This is a genomic window from Mycobacterium sp. Marseille-P9652, from assembly GCF_902652685.1.
Lineage (GTDB): Bacteria > Actinomycetota > Actinomycetes > Mycobacteriales > Mycobacteriaceae > Mycobacterium.
In genome coordinates this window covers 46,787-66,981 of record NZ_CACRUY010000010.1, presented here as the reverse complement: position 1 = coordinate 66,981, position 20,195 = coordinate 46,787, and the positions used below count along the sequence as shown (strand labels likewise).

Here is a 20,195-nt window from a genome sequence, read left to right as displayed (position 1 = left end):
GTGAAGGTCGGGTTCGTCGGTGCCGGGCGAATGGGGCGGCCCATGGTGGCCCGCCTCGTCTACGCCGGCCACGACGTCCGGGCTCTGGGCCGGACTGCCGACAAGCGCCGCCAGCTACACGAGCTGGGCGCCACCGCGGTCCGCGGCGTGACCGAGGCGGCCGCCGGCGCGGATGCCGTCGTGGTGTGCGTCTTCGATGACGATCAGTTGCGCGAGGTCTGCCTGGATGCGGCGCTCATGTCGGCCATGCCACCCGGTTCAGCTCTGGTGGTGCACACCACCGCCGCCGTCGGCACCGTCGCCGCGATCGCCACCCGCGCCCACGGCGTCGATGTGGTCGACGCCGCGGTGAGCGGCGGCCCCCACGACATCGCCGCCGGCCGGCTCTCCCTCTTCGTGGGCGGGGCCTGCGATGCCGTCGCGCGCGTGCGACCGGTGCTGGACTGCTACGGGGATCCCGTCCTGCACGTGGGGCCGTTGGGCGCCGGGCAGAAGGTGAAGCTCGTCAACAATGCGCTGTTCGCGGCGCAGATCGGGCTGCTCGCCGAGTCGGTTCGCCTGGGTGAGCGCCTGGGTGTGGCGGAGCCGGTTCTGTTGGGGGCGCTCGCCCACGGCAGCGCCGCGAGCCGCGTGCTGAGCCTCGTCGCGTCCAGAGGATCCATCGCCGCCTTCGTCGACGCCGTAGGGGAATTCGTCGACAAGGACGTCGCGGTGGTTCGGCACATGGCCGGTGACGCCGGCGCCGATTTGGGTGCGCTGGACGCCGCCATCGAGGCCGTCGACGCCGCCCGGAGGCTGTGAGTTGCGGCGTTTTGGTTCTTTTGGCTTCGTCACGAAACCGCTACCGTTAGCGTTACAGTGAGCCGATCCGCTGTAACGGTACGAGCCAGCCCGCGACCCCGTTGAGGAGTGCCCGATGACCACGTCGAAGCTCGTCTTCGATCCCTTCTCCGAGGAATTCTTCAACGGCCCCTGGGAGACGTACCGCCGGATGCAGGATGAGGCGCCGGTTTACTACGACGAGAAGTACGACTTCTACGCGTTGACCCGCCACGCGGACGTCGCCGCCGGGCTCAAGGACTTCGAAACGTACTCGTCGGCGTACGGGATCGACTTGGCGATGGTGCGTTCCGGCGAGAAGCCGCCGCAGTCGATCATCTTCATGGACCCGCCGGACCACCGCCACATGCGCAGCCTGCTCAACAAGGTCTTCACGCCGCGCGCCATCCAGTCGCAGCGGCAGATGGTCGGCGAGAAGGTCGACAAGTACCTCGGCGCGGTCGACCCCGACGGGTTCGACGCCGTGCAGGACTTCTCGGGCCCCTTCCCGGTCGAGGTGATCACGACGATGCTCGGCGTGCCCGAGGAGCACGCGCAGAAGATCCGGCACTTGATCGACGAATCGCTCACCCGCGAACCCGGCCAGGTCGAGGTGGGCGAGGAGGGCATGAAGGCCAACATCGAAACGGCGATGCTCTACTACGACCTGGTGATGCAACGCCGCGCCGAGCCCGGCAACGACCTGTTCACCAAGCTGCTCGAGGCCGAGCTGATCTGCGACGACGGCTCGAAGAGAAGGCTGGACGACCTCGAAATAGCCGGATTCGCAACGCTGTTGGGCGGCGCCGGCGCCGCCGGGGTGACCAAGCTGGTCGGCAACGCGCCGGTGGTGTTCGGACGCAATCCCGAGCAGTGGCAGAAGCTGCTCGACGACCGCAGCAAGATCCCGGCGGCGGTCGAAGAGTTGCTGCGCTACGAGGCGCCGTCCCAATACCAGGTCCGTCGCTCGATGCGGGACGTCGAGTTGCACGGCGTCACGATTCCGGCGGGGTACCCGGTCTTCCTCATCAACGGCGCGGCCAACCGCGACCCGGCGGCGTGGACGGACCCCGACAAGTTCGACATCGACCGCGACCGCACCGAGGCGCTGAACCTGGGCTTCGGCTACGGGATTCACAGCTGCCTGGGGGCGGCGCTGGCGCGCATGGAGAGCGCGATCGCGCTCGAGAAGCTGCTTGACTTCATGCCTCGATTCGAGGTCGACTGGGCCGGCTGCGAGCGCGTGCACATGCAGAACGTCGCAGGATGGAAACACGTACCGGTGAAGGTGTTGCGATGAAGATTGAAGTCGACTGGGACCTCTGCGAAAGCAATGCGGTGTGTATGGGCATCGCCCCCGACATCTTTCAAGTGGGGGATGACGACATGCTGACCGTGCTGAAACCGGAGGTGACGCCCGAGAACGAGGCGCTGGTGCGCGAGGCGGTGCGCCAGTGCCCGCGCCAGGCGATCTCGATCGTCGAGTAGCCGGTCCCGCCGCCGAGCGCCCGGCCGGCCGGGCAGTCAACGCCTGAAACTCCCTTGCCCGTCAGGCCTCCGTGATCGCCTGCTCGGGGCAGCAGTCGATCGCCTCGCGGGTGTCCGCCTCGAATTCGGTTGGCACGTCGGACGTTATCGCCACCGCGTAACCGTCGTCGGTCAGGCTGAACACGTCCGGGCACAGGGTGACGCAGACGCCGTGTCCGCGGCAGCGCTGGTCGTCGACCGAGACTTTCATGCCGGCGTGTACCGCAGGTGCAGCTCGGTCAGGCCGCGCAGGATATAGGTCGGAACGTATTGATAGCGGCGGTCATTCGCCGGGCCGTGGAAGCGCTCGTCGACCACGATGTCCAACGTGCGGTCGAGCAGCCGCTCGATCGCCACCCGGGTTTCGGCACGGGCCAGCGGCGCGCCGGGGCAACTGTGGATGCCCCGGCCGAACGAGAGGTGCTGGCGCGCGTTCTTGCGTGCGGGATCGAAGGTGGCGGGGTCGTCGAACCGTCGCGGGTCGCGGTTCGCCGCCGCCTGCAGGATCATCACGGTGGTGCCGGCGGCGAGGTCCACCCCACCCACGGTGACGGGCGTCCGGCTCAGCCGGAAATCCCCCTTGACCGGACTCTCGATGCGCAGTGCCTCCTCGATGAAGTTCGGGATCAGGCTGCGGTCCTTGCGCAGTTGTTGCTGGATGTCGGGGCGTTCGCCGATGATCTGCAGCGCGGCGCCCAGCAGTCGCACCGTCGTCTCCTGGCCCGCGGAGAAGACGTTGGTCGCAACGCGCGCGACGTCCTCGACGTCGGGGACGGATCCGTCGGGGAATGTGGCGGTGGCCAGGCCGGTCAGCACGTCGTCCCGGGGCTCGCGGCGACGGTCGCGCACGTAGTCGGCGAAGGTGCCGTAGAGGAACTCGAGCGGGCTGTGCGCCAGCGCCTTGTCCCCGGTGCCGCCCACGCCGCCGCCCGCGTGGCGACCGATGCCCTTGACGAACTGGTCGCGGTCCTCGTCGGGCACGCCGAGCAGGTCGGCGATGACCAGCAAAGTGAAGGGGCCGGCGAAGGCCTTGATGAAGTCGCCCTCACCGGGGGCCAGGAAGTCGTCGAGCACCCGGTCGGCGAGCAGCCACATGGCGTCCTCGTTCTCCTTGAGGCGCTTGGGGGTGATCAGCCGCATGAGCAGCGCGCGGTGATTGGTGTGCGTCGGCGGGTCGAGGGTGGGCAGCTGGTCGCTGAAGGGCAGCTCGTCGCGATGCTGCTCGATCAGCTCGGTGATGTCGCTGTTCTCCAGACCCTCCAGCGACACCGGGAAGCCGGGGAACGGGCCGGTCACCGAGACGCATGACGAAAAGGTTTCGGCGTCGTTCAGCACGGCGCAGGCCTCGTCCCAGCCGGTCACCATCGTCACCCCGTGGTGGCTTTCCCGGGTGACAGGGCACCGCTGCCGCAGGGACTCGTAGTACGGGTAGGGATCCTCGACGAGCCGGGCGTCCTTGAAGAAGTCCATGTCGGCGAACTCGTTCACTGAATCGCTCCGTTCGATCTCGGCTAGTGAGAATGTCCCTCTCGGAGATGAGTATTACATTTCCACACGGCCGCGTTGGTCGTCAACGCAGGCGGGGGCGTCAGCCGGCGGGGATCAGGTCCGCGGCCACCGAGGGGCTGGCCAGCAGGCCGCCCCGGAAGGTCTCGTAGGCGTCGACGACCGAGCCGTCCAGGGCGACGGCGGACAGCGCCCGCCCCTTGAAGATCCGCGCGGCGGCGCTCAGCCGGTGTCGCACCTGGCCGACACTGCCGTCCAGTTCGGCGGGCCAGTCGTTGCCCCAGAGCGTCACCTCGGTGACGCCGTGGTCGAGAGCCTGCGAAACTCCTTGCCGGACACGCGAATCGCAGCCGAAGAGATCGGCGGCGGCGGCCAGTGCCTGAGGCTTGGGGCGCACCCCGACCGACGCCAGCGCATCGTCGAGGTCCGCCACCCGCGCGCCCAGGATCTGCAGCGGCCGGCAGTCGGGGCGCCCGGACAGGTCCGTGAGGAGCACGGTGACGTCCCACCCGGCCATCGCCCGGTCGAAGAGCCAACCGCCCGCGAACAAGACCACGTCCACGACATCGGCCGCGACCACGTCGAGCCGGTACCTCATGTCGTCTGCCCCGTCGTGGGCGGCGCGAAGTCCCGCGCCAGTGTCTCCGCGTACTGCTTGAACACATCGGTGAGCGGTATCGAAGGGTCGAGCAACCATGTGGTTTCCATTCCGTGGACGAAGGCGAGGATTTCGATCGCCTTGACGGCGGGGTCTATGTCGGTGCGGAATCGGCCGTCCGCCTGGCCGCGGCGAATGAGGTCGGCGACGATCTGCGTCGCGGCGCGGTGCCGTTCGAGCATGCGGTCGTGCAACGGCGCGTCGGGTGAGATGTTCTCCGCCAGCAGCACGGTGAAGGTGCCGATCAGTTCCGGCGCGCGGGTGAACCGGTCGGCCACCTGCGCGATCTCGCCGATGAGGTCGCCGGCCCGGTCGGCGTGCAGGTCGTCGTCGAGGTCGCGCGCGTCGAGCACCGCGTTGAGCAACTGCTCCTTGGATTCGAAATGGTGCAGCAGTCCGGCGGGTGTGACGCCGGCTTCGCCCGCGATCTGCGCCAGCGTCGTGTTGCGCCAACCGTTCCGCGCGACCAGGCGCTGGGCGACCTCGAGGATCCGCTGCTTGCGGTCCTCACCCTTGGCGAGGAGCGTGTCGTATCGCCGCGCGTCGGGCACCGGACTCCTTCATGCGGATCGCAACCAACCTAGTGAACACACAGTAGGTTGGTTTGGCGCCTGTGACAAGGGTCTCAGTCAGACGCTTGCCCGGCTCAGCGGACGAGTTCGACCAGCGTGGCGTTGGCCGTGCCGCCGCCCTCGCACATGGTCTGCAGCCCGTACCTGATGCCGTGGTCGCGCATGTGGTGCGCCATGCGGGTCATCAGCACCGCGCCGGAGGCGCCCAGCGGGTGACCAAGCGCGATCGCGCCCCCGAGCGGATTGACCCGCGCCGGGTCGGCGCCCGTCTCCGCGATCCACGCGAGCGGCACCGGGGCGAATGCCTCGTTCACCTCGAACACGCCCACTTCCGCCAGCGGGACGCCGGCCTTCTTGAGGACCTTCTCGGTGGCCGGGATCGGGCCGGTGAGCATGAGCACGGGGTCGGCGCCGGTGACCGCGCCCGCCCGGTAGCGCACGATCGGCGTGAGTCCCAACTCGACGGCCATCTGGGACGTCGTCACCAGCAGGGCGGCGGCGCCGTCGGAGATCTGCGACGAGTTGCCGGCATGGATGACGCCGTCCTCGACGAACGCGGGCTTGAGCGCGGCCAGCTTCTCGACGGTGGACCCCCGCCGCACGCCCTCGTCCGCGGCGACGGGGGCGCCGCCGTCGGCGAACACGGGCACGATCTGGTCGGTGAAGGCGCCGGCGTCCTGGGCGGCGGCCGCCCGTTCGTGCGACCGGACCGAGTACTCGTCCAGGGCGGCCCGGGGAAAGCCCCACTTCTTGGCGATCATCTCGGCCGAGAGCCCCTGGTTGAAGGAGAAATCGTCATAGCGCGCAAGGACTTTCGGGCCGTACGGCATTCCCGTCGCGCGGGCCGCGCCGAGGGGGACCCGGCTCATCACCTCGACGCCGCCGGCCACGACGACGTCCTGCTGGCCGGACATCACCGCCTGCACCGCGAAGTCGAGCGCCTGTTGGCTGGAGCCGCACGCACGGTTCACCGTGGTGCCGGGGATGCTCTCGGGCCAGCCCGCGGCGAGGACGGCGTACCGCCCGATGTTGCTCGACTGGTCGCCCACCTGGGACACGCATCCCCAGATGACGTCGTCGACGATCGTCGGTTCGATGCCGGTGCGGTCCAGCAGCTCGTTCAGGACGACCGCGGACAGGTCGGCGGCGTGCATGCCCGACAGGGCGCCGTTGCGCTTGCCCACCGGCGTCCGCACGGCCTCGACGATGACTGTCTCACGCATGCGCCCACTCCGCTCCTATGCGCCCCTGCGCCGAGCGTGCACTCAGCGCGATGAAACCACGAAAAAATCGCGATCAGTGCACATTCGACGAGTAGCAACTTACCGTCAGTAGCTCCTCGGCAGCTTCAGGGTATGCGAACCCAGGAAGTTGAGGATCATCTCCTGGCTGATCGGCGCGATCTTCATCAGCCGGGCCTCGCGGAAGTACCGGGCGACGTGGTACTCCTCCGCGTAGCCCATGCCGCCGTGGGTCTGCAGGGCGCGGTCGGCGGCGGTGAAGCCGGCGTCGGCGCACAGGTACTTGGCCGTATTCGCCTCGCGTCCACAGGGTTTGCCGTTGTCGTAGAGCCAGGTGGCCTTGCGCAGCATCAGCTCGGCGGCGTCGAGCCGGGCCAGCGAGTCCGCGAGCGGGAACTGGATGCCCTGGTTCATGCCGATGGGCCGGCCGAAGACCTCGCGGTCGTTGGCGTACTTGACGGCCTTCTCCAGCGCCACCCTGCCGATGCCGAGCGCCTCGGCGGCGATCAGCATCCGCTCGGGGTTGAGTCCGTCGAGGATGTACTGAAATCCCTTGCCCTCCTCCCCGACTCGGTCCTCGACCGGCACCTCCAGGTTGTCGATGAACAGCTCGTTGGAGCTGACGGCGTTGCGTCCCATCTTGCGGATCGGACGGATGTCGACGCGGCTGCGGTCGAGGTCCGTGAGGAACAACGTCATGCCGTCGGTCTTCTTGGCCACCTCGTCGTAGGCCTGCGTGCGCGTGAGGAGCAGGATCTTGTCTGACTCCATCGCCTTGGAGATCCAGACCTTGCGACCGTTGACGACGTAGCGATCGCCGTCGCGCTTGGCGAAGGTGGTGATGCGCGAGGTATCAAGCCCCGCACCGGGTTCGGTCACGCCGAAGCAGACATGCACCTCGCCGGTGGCGACGCTGGGCAGCGTGCGCGCCTTGAGTTCCTCGGACCCGTGCACCACCACCGGCTGCATGCCGAAGATGGACAGGTGGATCGAGCTGGCCGCGTTCATGCCGCCGCCGGACTTGGCGACCTCCTCGAGCAGGATCGTGGCCTCAGTGATGCCCAGGCCGTGCCCCCCGTACTCGGTGGGGATCGTCATGCCCAGCCAGCCGCCGTCGGCGATGGCCCGGTAGAACTCCGTCGGGAATTCGTGCGCCTGGTCCTTCTCCGTCCAGTAGTGGTCGTCGAACTTGCGCGCCAACTCCGCGACCGACCGGCGGATCAGCTCCTGGTCCTCGGTCAGCTCGAAGTTCATTCCGTCGCCGGGCACTGCTGGGATCTCCTCTTCATTGCCAACGGCGAGATTGCCGTGGTGGTCGTGAATGTGCCGAAAATCGCGACCCTCATCGCAATGTCGACGCGGCGCACCCCGGCCGAGCCAACCCCGCCGTTAATCCTTATTGCCGGTGAGGGCCTTCGCGTTGGCCGCGAACTCCGCGAAGGACGACCCGCCTCTGGAGTCCTTGTCGTGGCCCTTCGCCTTGATCGACACGTCGTGCCCCTCGGCGGCCTTGCGCAGCGCGCCGACCGTCGCCTGTTCGCGCGAGATGTGGGTGAACGGGTCGAACGAGTACCAGCGCATCGCGTTCTCGTACGTCATCTTGTTGATCTCGTCGTCGGGAACGTTGTTCGCGCTCAAGACGTCCCACAGCTCCTCCGGCGCGCCGGGCCACATCGAGTCGCTGTGCGGATAGTCGGCCTCCCAGCAGATGTTGTCGATGCCGATCATGTTGCGCAACGCCACACCGACCTTGTCGCTGATGAAACACGTGAGGAAGTGGTCGCGGAAGACCTCGCTGGGCAGCTTGCCCTTGAAGTTCTGATGCGTCCACGCGGAATGCATCTCATAGGTCCGGTCGGCGCGCTCCAGGAAGTACGGGATCCAGCCGGTCCCGCCCTCGGACAGGGCGACTTTCAGGTCCGGGTACTCCTTGATCGGCCGCGACCACAGCAGGTCCGCGGCGGCCTGCACGATGTTCATGGGCTGCAGCGTGATCATCACGTCCATCGGCGCATCCGGCGCGGTGATGGCCAACCGACCCGAGGAACCGATGTGGATGTTCATGACGGTGTCGGTCTCCACCAATGCTTTCCACAGGGGGTTCCAGTACTCGTCGTGGAAGCTGGGATAGCCCATCGCGGCGGGGTTCTCGGTGAAGGTCAGCGCGTGCACGCCCTTCTTCGAGACCCGCCGCACCTCGGCGGCGCACGTCTCGGCGTCCCAGATCACCGGTATCGCCATCGGGATGAATCGCGCCGGGTAGGCGCCGCACCACTCCTCGATGTGCCAGTCGTTGTAGGCCTGCACAAGCGCCAGCGAGAATTCGGGGTCGTCCGTCGCGAACAGCCGCGCGGCGAAGCCCGGGAAGGACGGGAAGCAGATCGAGGCCAGGATGCCGCCGGCGTTCATGTCCTTGACGCGCTCGTCGACGTTGTAGCAGCCGGGCCGGATCTCGTCGAGACCCGTGGGCTCGATGCCGTACTCCTCCTTGGGCCGCCCGGCCACGGCGTTGAGGGCCACGTTCGGGATGACGGTGTCGCGGAACTTCCACATGTCCGAGCCGTCGGGGTTGTGCACCAGCCGGGGCGCGTCGTCCAGGTACTTGCTGGGGAGGTGGTTCTTGAACATGTCCGGCGGCTCGACCGTGTGGTCGTCGACGCTGATGAGCATCATGTCCTCTTTGTTCATGGCCACTACCCTCTCCATCGAGTCCATCTGGTTTCGTGCGAATCCTTCTGTTCCCACACGGCACACGGACGCCGCGCAGCCGAGATCCCTTCTTGAAAACTAGCTTCTCGTGAAGTGAGAATCAACATCCAGCGACCGTCTCGGCAGGTCTCGACGAGAGCGATCGACTCAAATCGCGCCGAGGTATTCGGCGCCGGGATTGACCGGCCGCTCGATTCGTGCAAGTCTGTTGGTTGGAAATGAGAATACGATTCTCCATAACCGAGAGTAGCCGCGTGGACGCCGAGAGGAGATTGCGGATGCGCCTGCAGCCGCTGCCCGCGGACCAGTGGGACGAGGCTGTCGAGCACTCACTGTCCGGCATGCTGCCGCCGGAGCGGCGCAACCCGAAGGACGCCGGCAACCTCATGTCGACTCTCGCGCGCCACCCCAAGCTGGCGCGCGCGTACCTCCGTTTCAGCGGCTACCTGCTCTACGGCTCCACTCTCCCGCCCCGCGTCCGCGAGCTGGCCGTCCTGCGGGTCGCCCATCGGCGCCGGTGCGACTACGAATGGACGCATCACGTCAAGCTGGCGCGGCAGGCGGGGCTGTCGGATTCCGATATCGCCGCCACCCGCACCGGCGCCGCGGACGACGAGTTCGACCGTGCGGTGATCACCGCCGTCGACGAGCTCGAGGAGCGGTCCGACCTCTCCGACGAAACCTGGGCCGCGTTGAGCGGACGGCTCGACGAGCGGCAACTGATGGACCTCGTCTTCACCGTCGGCGGCTATGCGGGACTCGCGATGGCAATCAACACTTTCGGCGTCGAGGTCGAGCAGGACCGAACAGAGAGGTAGCAACGTGCCCCACTTCACCAAACCGGCCGAGGGCAGCTGGACGCAGCACTATCCCGAATTGGGCACCGCCCCGGTGGATTACAGCGACTCGATCGATCCGGCCTTCTTCGAAGCGGAGCGCGAGGCGATCTTCAAACGGACCTGGCTCAACGTCGGCCGCGTGGAGCGGCTCCCGCGCACCGGCAGCTACTTCACCAAGGAGCTGCCCTCGGCGGGCCCCGGCATGTCGGTGATCGTCGTCAAGACCAAGGACGGGGCCGTCAAGGCATTCCACAACGTGTGCCGCCACCGCGGAAACAAGCTGGTGTGGAACGACTTTCCGCACGAGGAGACCTCGGGCACCTGCCGGCAGTTCACCTGCAAGTACCACGCGTGGCGGTACAGCCTGGACGGTGATCTGACCTTCGTCCAGCAGGAGGACGAGTTCTTCGACCTCGACAAGAGCCAGTACGGGCTCGTGCCTGTGCGCTGCGAGGTCTGGGAAGGCTTCATCTTCATCAACTTCGACAACACCACGGCGCCGCTCACCGACTACCTGGGGCCGCTCGCCAAGGGCATCGAGGGCTACCCCTTCGGCGCGATGACGGAGACCTACTCCTACCGGGCCGAGGTCGGCAGCAACTGGAAGCTGTTCATCGACGCGTTCGTCGAGTTCTACCACGCGCCGATCCTGCACCAGGGGCAGTACACCAGGGAGGAAGCGGCCAAGATCCAGAAGTACGGCTACGAGGCGCTGCACTACGAGGTGGCCGGCCCGCACAGCCTGCAGTCGACATGGGGTGGTCAGGCTCCGCCCGCCGACCTGTCCATGGTCAAGCCGATGGACCAGGTGCTGCGCAGCGGCTTGTTCGGTCCGTGGGACAAGCCGGAGGTCATCGAGAACCTGGAACTGCCGCCCGGGGTCAACGTGAAAAGGGTGCCGCAGTGGGGCATCGACTCGTGGCTGTTCTATCCGAACTTCATGTTGCTGATCTGGGAACCCGGCTGGTACTTGACCTACCACTACTGGCCGACGGCCGTGGACAAGCACATCTTCGAGTGCTCGCTGTATTTCGTGCCGCCACGCAACGCGCGCGAACGCCTCGCCCAGGAGTTGGCCGCGGTGACGTTCAAGGAGTACGCGCTGCAGGACGCCAACACCCTGGAAGCGACCCAGACCATGATCGGCACACGGGCCGTCAAGGAGTTCCTGCTGTGCGACCAGGAAGTCTTGATCCGCCATCTGCACAAGACGACCGGCGACTACGTGAAGGGATACCAGACCAATGGCGCTACCGTCTGAATTCGCCGACCTGGAGCCCTATCTGGATTGGGACCTCGCGACCGAACCGGAGCGCTACGCCAAGCGGCTGGCCTCGACCATGGCCGAGATGCAGCAGTTCTACGACGCCGCGTTCCCCCGCATGAACGACGTGATCGCCTACTGTGACCAGTACCCGCTCGACGATCTTCCCGAGGACGCCAGGACGCTCATGCACATCATGCAGTCGCTGGTCATGGTGTCGTTTCCGATCGAGGCGTGGAAGCAGCCGCGCGTACCGGACAGCGGGGCGGCCTGGGTCGAGCTGATCCGGGAACCGGTGATCTGAACGGTGCTGACGCTCAAGGCCGCCGGACTGCTCGACGTCGACGCCGGGGAGATCCGGCGGCCCGGCGTGGTGCGCGTCGAGGGCGACCGCATCGTGGGCGTCGGCGGCGCGGTCGAGGGTGATGTGCTCGACCTCGGCGAGGCGATCCTGCTGCCGGGCCTGATGGACATGGAGGTCAACCTCCTCATGGGCGGGCGCGGGGAAAAGCCGGGCCTGTCCCAAGTCCAGGACGACCCGCCGACGCGGATGCTGCGCGCGGTCGGCAACGCGCGCCGCACCCTGCGCGCGGGATTCACCACCGTGCGCAACCTCGGCCTGTTCGTCAAGACCGGCGGCTACCTGCTCGACGTGGCGCTCGGCAAGGCGATCGACGCGGGCTGGATCGACGGCCCGCGGATCGTCCCGGCCGGGCACGCCATCACGCCCACCGGGGGGCACCTGGACCCAACGATGTTCGCGGCGTTCGCCCCCCACGTGCTCGACCTCACGGTCGAGGAGGGCATCGCCAACGGTGTCGACGAGATCCGCAAGGCCGTGCGCTACCAGATCAAGCACGGGGCGGAGCTCATCAAGGTGTGCTGCTCGGGCGGCGTGATGTCGTTGACGGGACCGCCGGGCGCGCAACACTATTCGGATGAAGAGCTGCGCGCCATCGTCGACGAGGCGCATCGGCGCGGCCTGCGGGTCGCCGCGCACACGCACGGCGCCGAGGCGGTGCGACACGCCGTCGCCGCGGGCATCGACTGCATCGAGCACGGCTTCCTGATCGACGACGATGCCATCGCGATGCTGGTGGAGCACGGCACGTTCCTCGTCAGCACCCGCCGCCTCGCCGACGGCGACGCGATGGACGTCTCGCACGCCCCGCCCGAGTTGCAGGCGAAGGCCGCCGAGATGTTCCCCAAGGCGCGAACCTCGATCCTCGCCGCTTACAAGGCTGGCGTAAAGATCGCCGTGGGGACCGACGCCCCGGCGATTCCGCACGGCCGCAACGCCGACGAGCTCGTGACGCTCGTCGACTGGGGACTGCCGCCCCTGGCGGTCCTGCGGGCCGCGACGGTGACCGCCGCCGAACTGATCAACTGCACCGACCGCGGGCGGCTGGCCGAGGGACAGCTCGCCGACATCATCGCGGTGCCGGGAAACCCGTTGGAGGACATCACAGTTACCCGCAATGTCAGCTTTGTGATGAAAGGCGGCAAGGTGTATGCCCACCAGAACTGACGACCTCGTCGAGATCCAGCAGATGCTCGCCCGCTATGCGGTGACCATCACCCAGGAAGACATCGACGGGCTGGTCGGCGTCTTCACCCCCGACGGGACCTACAGCGCCTTCGGTGAGACGTACAGCCTCAACCGTTTTCCGGAGTTGGTGGCGGCCGCGCCGAAGGGCCTGTTCCTCACCGGGACCGCGGCGGTCGAACTGGACGGGGACTCCGCCAGCGGGACGCAGCCGCTGTGCTTCATCGACCACGCCACGCACGACATGCGGATCGGCTACTACCGCGACACCTACTCCCGCACCGCCGACGGGTGGCGGCTGAAGACGCGGGCCATGACGTTCATCCGCCGCAGCGGCGTGCACGACTCCGGCCGCCCGCACGCCATCGGGCGGCCCGCCGGCGACTCGTGAACGTCGCGGAATTTCGCGACGATCTGCGGGCGTGGCTGGACGACAACGACCTGACGCCCGGGCCCGACCACTCGCTGGGGGGCCAGATGCGGCAACTGGCCCGCGTGCACCGCGCCCTCTACGACGCCGATTGGATGCGCTACGGCTGGCCCGTGGAGGTCGGCGGCCTGGGCGGGCCAGCGGTGCTGCGCGCGATCGTCGGCGAAGAGGTGGTGGGCCGGCGGCTGGCCGAGCCGGGCCCTTACTCGATGCTGGAAGTGCTCGCCCCCACCATGATCGACTACGCTCCCGCGGAACTCGCCGCCGAGATGGTCCCCCGCCTCCTGAGCGGGCGCGAGCAGTGGTGTCAGGGCTTCTCCGAACCGGGCTCGGGCAGCGACCTGGCGTCGCTGACCACCCGCGCCGTACCCGACGCGGACAACTGGATTGTCAACGGGCAGAAGGTCTGGACCAGCTTCGCCCAATTTTCCACCCGCTGCATTTTGCTGACCCGTACCGGGCCGGGGCATGAGGGGATCACGGCATTCTTCGTCGACCTCGACACACCGGGCATCACCATCCGGCCGCTGCGCACGATGCACGGCGTCGACGAATTCTGCGAGGTGTACTACGACGACGTGGTGATCCCGTCCGGCCGGATGCTGGGCCGGCCGGGCGACGGCTGGCGGCTGGCGATGGACCTGCTGCCCTACGAGCGTTCGACCTGCTTCTGGCAGCGGATCGCCTACCTCTACTCGCGGTTCGACGCGCTGATCGGCGAGGCGGTTGATCCCGACGAATCGTCGCTGGGGGCGGCGTATTTAGCGCTGCACACCCTGCGCTGCCGATCCCGCGACACCCAGCACCGGCTGGGCGACGGCGCGCGCCTCGGGCCGGACACCTCGGTGGACAAGGTGCTGCTGGCAGGGGCCGAGCAGCGGCTCTACGACACCGTGCGGGATCTGCTGCCGGGGACGCTGGAGCTCGAGGACACGTCATGGCGGCCCGAATACCTGTACTCGCGCGCGGCGACCATCTACGGCGGCACCGCGGAGATCCAGCGCAACATCATCGCCCGCCGGCTGCTCGACCTCGGCAAGGAGTGAGCGTGGACGTCGACTCGCTGGACCTACTCGCCGACCCGCTCCGGACGACGATGACCACGGCCTCAGGCGCCCGCCTCGACGCCGCGCTGAAAGATCTGGGCTGGTTCGACATGCTGGACGAGATGCCCGAGCCCGCTATCGCTTTGGTGTTCCGGCTGCTGGGAGAGACGGGCGCGCAGGCCCCCGTGCTCAACGACGTCGTGCTGGCGGCGGCTGGGCGCGCGCCCGGGGGCACGCTGCCGCTGCCGTTCACCGGTGGCGCATGGGTGATATGGGATCGCGGTGACGTGCCCGGCCCTGCCATCGACGAGGCCCTGCCGATTCACACTGTGGGGCAGGGAGATCCGCTGTCGGACGACGCGCTGGCCGCCGGGCGGCGGGCGCTCGGCTGGTGGCTGGTGGGCACCGCCCGGGCGATGCTGTTGCTGGCCCGCCAACATGCCGTCGACCGGGTCCAGTTCGGTCGCCGCATCGCCTCCTTCCAGGCGGTGCGGCACCGGCTGGCCGAGACGCTGGTGGCGATCGAGGGCGCCGAGGCCGCGTTGCACGTGGCGACCGACGAGCCGGGCGAGGGCCTCGCCTCGCTGCTAGCCAAGGCCGCCGCCGGGCAGGCGGCGCTGACGGCCGCGCGCCATTGCCAGCAGGTGCTGGGTGGGATCGGCTTCACCGCCGAACACGGGCTGCATCACCACGTCAAGCGGTCACTCGTCCTGGACGGACTGCTGGGCAGCACACGCGATTTGACCCGCGAAGCGGGGAAGGTGTTGCTGGCGAACGGATTTGCGCCTCGGCTGGCCCATCTGTAACTTTCGACAGGCCGAACGTCGACTTGGTTGCGGCAAATGTCCGCCCGCTCGCACGACAGGTCGACGCTGGGCGCTAAATTTGTTGGCCATGAGTCATCCCGACGCACCGCAGAACCAGTTCGGCGTCGCCTCGCTGATCCTGGCCCTCGTCGCCCTCATGACGTGCTGGCTCCTCCTCGGGGTGCCACTCGGTGTGGCGGCGGTGGTCACCGGGGACATCGCCCGGCGGCGGGTACGGCGTGGCGAAGCGAGCAACCCGCGAATTGCGTTGGCGGGCATGATCTTGGGTGCGGTAGCGATCGCGGCGGGCATCGTCGCCGTCGGTTTCTACGCCTGGCGTGACGCCCGCTAGTTGCGCGGCAGTCCGAGCACCCGCTCGGCGATGATGTTGCGCTGGATCTCCGACGTTCCGCCGGCGATGGTCGCCGCGAAGCTGCGCGCATACCGGTCGAACCAGCTGCGGTAGTGACTGTCGAGGTTCAGCGGCGCGAAGGGGGCGGTGACCGCCCGGGCGACGAGCCCGTCGGCGCCCGCGGCGTTCAGCGCATCCTCCGACGCGCGCTGCAGGGCCTCGGAGCCCAGCAGCTTCAGGACCGACTGGGCGGGCACGTCCTCTTCCCCGCGAGCGGCCCGTGCCAGGGCCGCCGACCCGAGGAGCCGCAGCGCGTACGCGTCCATGATCAAGGTCGCAAAGTGATCGCGCTGCAGCGGCCCGGACGGGTCGAAATCGATTGTCAGCTCGTGCAACAAGTCGACGTAACCCGTCCACAGCATGATGCGCTCGTGCCCGAGGGAACCGGTCGCCACCCGCCAGCCGCCGTTCAGCTGACCGACGAGGTTCTCGGCCGGCACCCGCGCGTCGGTGAAGAACACCTCGTTGAAGTCGAGCTCGTCGTTGTCACACATCGACGCGAACGGCCTGCGCACCACGCCCGGGGTGTCGGTCGGAATCATCAATGCGCTGATGCCCTTGTGCTTCGGGACATTCGGGTCCGTGCGCACGAAGGTCAGCAACACGTCGGCGTCGTGGGCGCCGGAGGTCCATACCTTCTGCCCATTGACGACGAAGTGGTCACCTTGCGAGTCGGAGGAGAGCACCGCCCGCGTCTTGAGCGACGCCAGGTCCGATCCCGCCCCCGGTTCGCTCATGCCCAGCGACGCGGTGATGTCCGCCCGCAGAATGGGCACTACCCATTGCTGTTTCTGCTCCGGCGTACCGAAGGTCAACAACGACGCCGCGACGATGCCGACCCCTTGCGGATTGAAGCTTTGATAAATGCGGCGACGCCCCAACTCCTCCATGTACACGTATTGCTGCAGCAGCGTCGCGTTGCGCCCCCCGAACTCCGGCGGGTTGCCGGGCACCAGCCAACCGCTGTCGAACAGCAGCCGCTGCCAACGGCGGGCCCAACCGGGAACGTGCGAGCTCGACCGCGGGCGCTCGACCGCCTCGGCCTCGGAAGGCAGGTGCGCGTCCAGGAAGGCCGCGAATTCCGCGCGAAACGCCTCCACGTCAGGGTCAAAGGTCAGTTGCACGGCGCTCCCCGCGAATTGCTGCGCGTGTGCGCGGACGGTAGATCGCGATTTCCGCGCGCGGCACGAGTCCTTCTAAACATTTCCGCTTCCATAAGCGAATGTAAGAGAATACTATTCTCACATCGAGAAAGTTACAATCTCAGACACGGCATCCGTGAGGGGGTCGAGCGCAGCGATGTCACGGCGTTCTCCGGTAGAGTCCAATCATGTTCTCCCTGCACGGCAATCAGGCGAGCCGGCCGTGACAAGCCCGAGCGAAGAACCGGCCTGGAAGCAGCGCGCGGTCGAGCGGTCCATCAAGACCGCGAAACTGCGGGCGGCCCAACGCGTTCAGCGATTTCTCGACGCGGCGCAAGCCATCATCATCGAGAAGGGCAGCACAGACTTTACCGTGCAGGAGGTCGTCGACCGCTCACGTCAGTCGCTGCGCAGCTTCTACCTGCAGTTTGACGGCAAGCACGAACTTCTCCTGGCCCTCTTCGAAGACGCGCTGAGCCGGTCGGCGGACCAGATCCGCGCCGCCACGGAGAGCCATTCAGATCCGCTGGAGCGGCTCAAGGTGGCCGTCGAGCTGCTTTACGAGGCCTCCCGGCCCGACCCGACGGCCAAGCGGCCGCTGTTCACCGACTTCGCGCCGCGGTTGCTGGTCACGCATCCGGCCGAGGTCAAGATCGCTCATGCGCCGTTGCTGGCTTTGCTGACGGAGCTCATGGAGGCCGCCGGTGACGCGGGCGAACTTCGCTCGGGCGTGAATCCGAAGCGCGTCGCGGCGATGACGATGCAGACTGTGATGTTCATCGCCCAGTCCAGCGGCGGTTCCGACGATGCGACCGTTCATCCCATCACCGCCGACGAGGTGTGGGACTTCTGCTCACGAGGATTCGTCGGCTAGCCGCCAGCCACCCCGCAGCACTGACCGGTTCGGCGTGCCGTCGCGAGAATGTGCCTCTCTCGTGATGAGAGTGCGAGATGACAAAAACGGATTCGGCATTGACACTCGTCGGGCGCCGATGACAGAGTGCAGAAGGCGGCATCGGTCGGGTGACCCGTGGGGGCATGCCGCCCGGGTCAGGAAACGAGGGCAGGCATGACGGGACGCGTCGAAGGCAAGGTCGCTTTCATCACCGGGGCCGCGCGGGGCCAGGGCCGCAGCCACGCGGTGCGGCTGGCGCAGGAAGGCGCCGACATCATCGCCATCGACGTCTGCAAGCCCATCGTCGAGAACACCACCATCCCGGCGTCGACGCCCGAGGACCTCGCCGAGACAGCGGACCTCGTCAAGGGCCACAACCGCCGCATCTTCACGGCCGAGGTCGACGTGCGCGACTACGACGCCATGAAGGCCGCCGTCGACGCGGGCGTCGAGCAGTTGGGCCGCCTGGACATCGTTGTTGCCAATGCCGGCATCGGCAACGGCGGCGAGACGCTGGACAAGACCAGCGAGGCGGATTGGTCGCAGATGATCGACGTCAACCTGTCCGGGGTGTGGAAGACGGTGAAAGCCGCTGTGCCGCACATCCTCTCTGGCGGGCGCGGCGGATCGATCGTGTTGACCAGTTCCGTCGGAGGCCTGAAGGCCTACCCGCACACCGGTCACTACGTCGCCGCCAAACACGGGGTGGTCGGGCTGATGCGGGCTTTCGCGGTCGAATTGGGGCAGCACATGATTCGCGTCAACTCCGTGCATCCGACCCACGTGAAGACGCCGATGCTCCACAACGACGGCACGTTCAAGATGTTCCGCCCCGACCTGGAGAACCCGGGGCCCGACGACATGGCCCCGATCTGCCAGCTGTTCCACACCCTGCCGATTCCGTGGGTGGAGCCGCAGGACATCAGCAACGCGGTTCTATTCCTGGCATCCGATGAGTCCCGCTACATCACCGGTGTCACCCTGCCCGTCGATGCGGGCGGCTGCCTGAAATAGGGTTCCGTCGTATGGACGGATTTGCGGGACGCGGGGCGGTTGTCACCGGCGGGGCAAGCGGCATCGGACTGGCGACGGCGACCGAGTCCCGGCGCCGCGGCGCTCGGGTGGTGCTCGGCGACGTCGACAAGCCTTCGCTGGAGTTGGCCGTGCAGCATCTGAGGGCCAACGGTTTTGACGCGCACGGTGTGCTGTGCGACGTCCGCCACCTTAGCGAGGTGCGTCATCTCGCTGACGAGGCTTTCCGCCTGCTCGGTAGCGTCGACGTCGTCTTCAGCAACGCCGGCATCGTGGTCGCCGGCCCGATCGCGCAGATGACGCACGACGACTGGCGGTGGGTGATCGACATCGACCTGTGGGGTTCGATCCACGCCGTCGAGGCGTTCCTGCCGCGGCTGCTCGAGCAGGGCACCGGCGGTCATATCGCCTTCACCGCATCGTTCGCCGGATTGGTGCCCAACGCGGGGCTCGGTGCCTACGGCGTCGCGAAGTACGGCGTCGTCGGGCTCGCCGAGACCCTGGCCCGCGAGGTCAAGCCCAACGGCATCGGGGTGTCGGTGCTGTGCCCGATGGTCGTCGACACCAAGCTGGTCTCCAATTCGGAACGGATTCGCGGCGCCGACTACGGGCTGGCATCTTCACCCGAGGCGGCGGGCGGCGAGCTGCCGACGCAGGACGAGGGCGTGGGAGTCGAGGAGGTCGCGCGGCTCACCGCCGACGCAATCCTCGCCAACCGGTTGTACGTCCTGCCGCACCGAGCGGCCCAGGCGTCGGTTCGCCGCAGGTTCGAACGCATCGACCGCACCTTCGACGACCAGGCCGCCGAGGGATGGAATCACTGAAAGCTCGGTCCATTTGTCCACCGAACGTGGGGCCTATGGACGAAAGTCTCGCGCAAACCGTACATAACGCACACGTTCGGTGATGCAGGAGAGCCCGGGCCGGCGGTGAGCTAACCCGACGGCCCGAGCCGGTAGTCCCCAGTCAGCGGGTCGTGGTACCAGCCGCCCGCCGCGTGCGTGCCGCCGTCGACGTGGAGCGTCTGCCCGGTCAGGTAGGCCGCCATGTCGGACGCAAGAAACACGGCCACACCGGCGATCTCGTCGACATGCCCGGGACGGCCCATTGGCACAACGCTTTTCATGCCGGTCAGCGCCCCTTCACCGCCGAGGCGCTCCAGCCCCTCGGTGAGCGTGATGTCGGGCGCGATCGCGTTGACCCGGATGCCGTGGGTCGCGAGTTCCAGCGCGGCGGTTTTCGTGTAGTTGATGACGCCGGCCTTCGCCGCGGCGTACGCGGCATAACCGGGGGCGGCGCGGACGCCCTCGATCGACGTCAGCGAGATGACGCTGCCCGGCAGCTTCGCCGACACGAGCTCACGCGCGACCCGCTGGGTGCACAGCAGGACGTGCCGGAGGTTGGCCTTGTACAAGGCGTCCCAACCGTTTTCGCTCGTGTCCAGCAACGGGGAGGAGAACACGCCGCCGGCGTTGTTCACCAGGATCGTGGGCGTACCGAGTTCGGCGGTCGTGCGCTGCAGCGCGGCGTCGACCTGAGCGCTGTCCCGAACGTCCGTGACGATCCCGAGCGCGCCAATCGATTCCGCGGCGGCCGCGCAGGTCTGCGGGTCGCGCTCCCAGATCGCCACTCGGGCCCCGAAGGCGGCCATCCCCGCCGCGACCCCGCGGCCGATACCGGAGCCGGCGCCGGTCACGACCGCGACGCGCCCCGTCAGCAGAATCGTGGACGGATCGATCGTCACCGGAGTC

22 protein-coding genes and 2 pseudogenes are annotated in these 20,195 nt (G+C 67.7%); 14 read left to right on the top strand and 10 right to left on the bottom strand.

Going from position 1 to position 20,195, the window contains the following annotated elements:
• From GPY60_RS08250 to GPY60_RS08240, 3 genes are all read left to right on the top strand, one after another.
• Window positions 1-801, top strand: coding sequence for an NAD(P)-dependent oxidoreductase (locus GPY60_RS08250; RefSeq protein ID WP_156687159.1), 801 nt, complete (start codon window positions 1-3; stop codon window positions 799-801).
• 115 nt (window positions 802-916) lie between these two features.
• A complete protein-coding gene (locus tag GPY60_RS08245) occupies window positions 917-2,119 on the top strand; it encodes a cytochrome P450 (protein ID WP_156687158.1) in 1,203 nt (400 codons plus the stop codon).
• Window positions 2,116-2,307 (top strand): ferredoxin, encoded by a 192-nt coding sequence (locus tag GPY60_RS08240; RefSeq protein WP_156687157.1) that lies wholly within the window; start codon window positions 2,116-2,118, stop codon window positions 2,305-2,307. Before GPY60_RS08245 ends, GPY60_RS08240 begins: the two co-directional genes overlap by 4 nt.
• A gap of 61 nt (window positions 2,308-2,368) precedes the next feature.
• Here GPY60_RS08240 and GPY60_RS08235 read toward each other — a convergent pair whose 3' ends face one another.
• From GPY60_RS08235 to GPY60_RS08205, 7 genes are all read right to left on the bottom strand, one after another.
• Entirely contained in the window at window positions 2,369-2,557 is a 189-nt protein-coding gene (locus GPY60_RS08235; protein WP_156687156.1) for a ferredoxin, read from the bottom strand.
• Window positions 2,554-3,816: a cytochrome P450 gene (locus GPY60_RS08230; RefSeq protein WP_156687232.1), complete on the bottom strand. Its 1,263-nt coding sequence runs from the start codon at window positions 3,814-3,816 to the stop codon at window positions 2,554-2,556. The genes GPY60_RS08235 and GPY60_RS08230 overlap by 4 nt, the downstream gene beginning before the upstream one ends.
• A 118-nt stretch (window positions 3,817-3,934) precedes the next feature.
• Window positions 3,935-4,450 carry a hypothetical protein gene (locus tag GPY60_RS08225; protein WP_156687155.1) on the bottom strand — a complete coding sequence of 172 codons (516 nt, stop codon included), beginning with the start codon at window positions 4,448-4,450 and terminating at the stop codon, window positions 3,935-3,937.
• Window positions 4,447-5,061 (bottom strand): TetR/AcrR family transcriptional regulator, encoded by a 615-nt coding sequence (locus GPY60_RS08220; protein ID WP_156687154.1) that lies wholly within the window; start codon window positions 5,059-5,061, stop codon window positions 4,447-4,449. Before GPY60_RS08220 ends, GPY60_RS08225 begins: the two co-directional genes overlap by 4 nt.
• A gap of 95 nt (window positions 5,062-5,156) precedes the next feature.
• Window positions 5,157-6,305, bottom strand: a complete 1,149-nt coding sequence (locus tag GPY60_RS08215) for a thiolase family protein (RefSeq protein ID WP_156687153.1) — start codon at window positions 6,303-6,305, stop codon at window positions 5,157-5,159.
• 105 nt (window positions 6,306-6,410) lie between these two features.
• On the bottom strand, window positions 6,411-7,577 hold the full coding sequence (locus tag GPY60_RS08210) for an acyl-CoA dehydrogenase family protein (RefSeq protein ID WP_156687231.1): 1,167 nt from the start codon (window positions 7,575-7,577) through the stop codon (window positions 6,411-6,413).
• Window positions 7,578-7,712: 135 nt separating this feature from the next.
• Entirely contained in the window at window positions 7,713-9,011 is a 1,299-nt protein-coding gene (locus GPY60_RS08205; RefSeq protein WP_156687152.1) for an amidohydrolase family protein, read from the bottom strand.
• A gap of 299 nt (window positions 9,012-9,310) precedes the next feature.
• Between GPY60_RS08205 and GPY60_RS08200 the strand changes: the two genes are divergently transcribed.
• From GPY60_RS08200 to GPY60_RS08165, 8 genes are all read left to right on the top strand, one after another.
• Window positions 9,311-9,850, top strand: coding sequence for a carboxymuconolactone decarboxylase family protein (locus GPY60_RS08200; protein ID WP_156687151.1), 540 nt, complete (start codon window positions 9,311-9,313; stop codon window positions 9,848-9,850).
• Window positions 9,851-9,854: 4 nt separating this feature from the next.
• Complete coding sequence (locus tag GPY60_RS08195; RefSeq protein ID WP_156687150.1) at window positions 9,855-11,132, top strand: aromatic ring-hydroxylating oxygenase subunit alpha; 1,278 nt, start codon at window positions 9,855-9,857, stop codon at window positions 11,130-11,132.
• Entirely contained in the window at window positions 11,116-11,439 is a 324-nt protein-coding gene (locus GPY60_RS08190) for a hypothetical protein (RefSeq protein WP_156687149.1), read from the top strand. The genes GPY60_RS08195 and GPY60_RS08190 overlap by 17 nt, the downstream gene beginning before the upstream one ends.
• A 3-nt stretch (window positions 11,440-11,442) precedes the next feature.
• Window positions 11,443-12,663 carry a metal-dependent hydrolase family protein gene (locus GPY60_RS08185; RefSeq protein ID WP_156687148.1) on the top strand — a complete coding sequence of 407 codons (1,221 nt, stop codon included), beginning with the start codon at window positions 11,443-11,445 and terminating at the stop codon, window positions 12,661-12,663.
• A complete protein-coding gene (locus GPY60_RS08180) occupies window positions 12,647-13,072 on the top strand; it encodes a nuclear transport factor 2 family protein (RefSeq protein WP_156687147.1) in 426 nt (141 codons plus the stop codon). The genes GPY60_RS08185 and GPY60_RS08180 overlap by 17 nt, the downstream gene beginning before the upstream one ends.
• The gene (locus tag GPY60_RS08175) at window positions 13,069-14,157 is read left to right on the top strand and encodes an acyl-CoA dehydrogenase family protein (protein ID WP_156687146.1); all 1,089 of its coding nucleotides are present in this window, start codon (window positions 13,069-13,071) and stop codon (window positions 14,155-14,157) included. Before GPY60_RS08180 ends, GPY60_RS08175 begins: the two co-directional genes overlap by 4 nt.
• Before the next feature lie 50 nt (window positions 14,158-14,207).
• Window positions 14,208-14,963 carry an acyl-CoA dehydrogenase family protein gene (locus GPY60_RS08170; protein ID WP_231639482.1) on the top strand — a complete coding sequence of 252 codons (756 nt, stop codon included), beginning with the start codon at window positions 14,208-14,210 and terminating at the stop codon, window positions 14,961-14,963.
• A gap of 88 nt (window positions 14,964-15,051) precedes the next feature.
• A complete protein-coding gene (locus GPY60_RS08165) occupies window positions 15,052-15,315 on the top strand; it encodes a DUF4190 domain-containing protein (RefSeq protein WP_156687144.1) in 264 nt (87 codons plus the stop codon).
• On the opposite strand, the pseudogene GPY60_RS27825 reads toward GPY60_RS08165, so the two are convergent.
• Together GPY60_RS27825 and GPY60_RS27820 are read right to left on the bottom strand one after the other, a co-directional pair.
• A pseudogene (locus tag GPY60_RS27825) lies at window positions 15,312-15,773 on the bottom strand (acyl-CoA dehydrogenase family protein); the annotation flags it as partial. The gene GPY60_RS08165 and the pseudogene GPY60_RS27825 overlap by 4 nt on opposite strands.
• A 60-nt stretch (window positions 15,774-15,833) precedes the next feature.
• Window positions 15,834-16,475: pseudogene (locus GPY60_RS27820) on the bottom strand (acyl-CoA dehydrogenase family protein); the annotation flags it as partial.
• A gap of 265 nt (window positions 16,476-16,740) precedes the next feature.
• Here GPY60_RS27820 and GPY60_RS08155 point away from each other — a divergent pair.
• The 3 genes from GPY60_RS08155 to GPY60_RS08145 all read left to right on the top strand — a co-directional run bounded on the left by GPY60_RS08155 (window position 16,741) and on the right by GPY60_RS08145 (window position 19,268).
• Complete coding sequence (locus GPY60_RS08155) at window positions 16,741-17,391, top strand: TetR/AcrR family transcriptional regulator (protein ID WP_156687230.1); 651 nt, start codon at window positions 16,741-16,743, stop codon at window positions 17,389-17,391.
• Between the two features lie 195 nt (window positions 17,392-17,586).
• The gene (locus GPY60_RS08150; RefSeq protein ID WP_156687142.1) at window positions 17,587-18,426 is read left to right on the top strand and encodes a mycofactocin-coupled SDR family oxidoreductase; all 840 of its coding nucleotides are present in this window, start codon (window positions 17,587-17,589) and stop codon (window positions 18,424-18,426) included.
• A gap of 11 nt (window positions 18,427-18,437) precedes the next feature.
• On the top strand, window positions 18,438-19,268 hold the full coding sequence (locus GPY60_RS08145; protein WP_156687141.1) for an SDR family NAD(P)-dependent oxidoreductase: 831 nt from the start codon (window positions 18,438-18,440) through the stop codon (window positions 19,266-19,268).
• Between the two features lie 110 nt (window positions 19,269-19,378).
• On the opposite strand, the gene GPY60_RS08140 is transcribed toward GPY60_RS08145, so the two are convergent.
• Window positions 19,379-20,188 carry an SDR family NAD(P)-dependent oxidoreductase gene (locus GPY60_RS08140; protein WP_156687140.1) on the bottom strand — a complete coding sequence of 270 codons (810 nt, stop codon included), beginning with the start codon at window positions 20,186-20,188 and terminating at the stop codon, window positions 19,379-19,381.
• Window positions 20,189-20,195 lie beyond the last annotated feature (7 nt).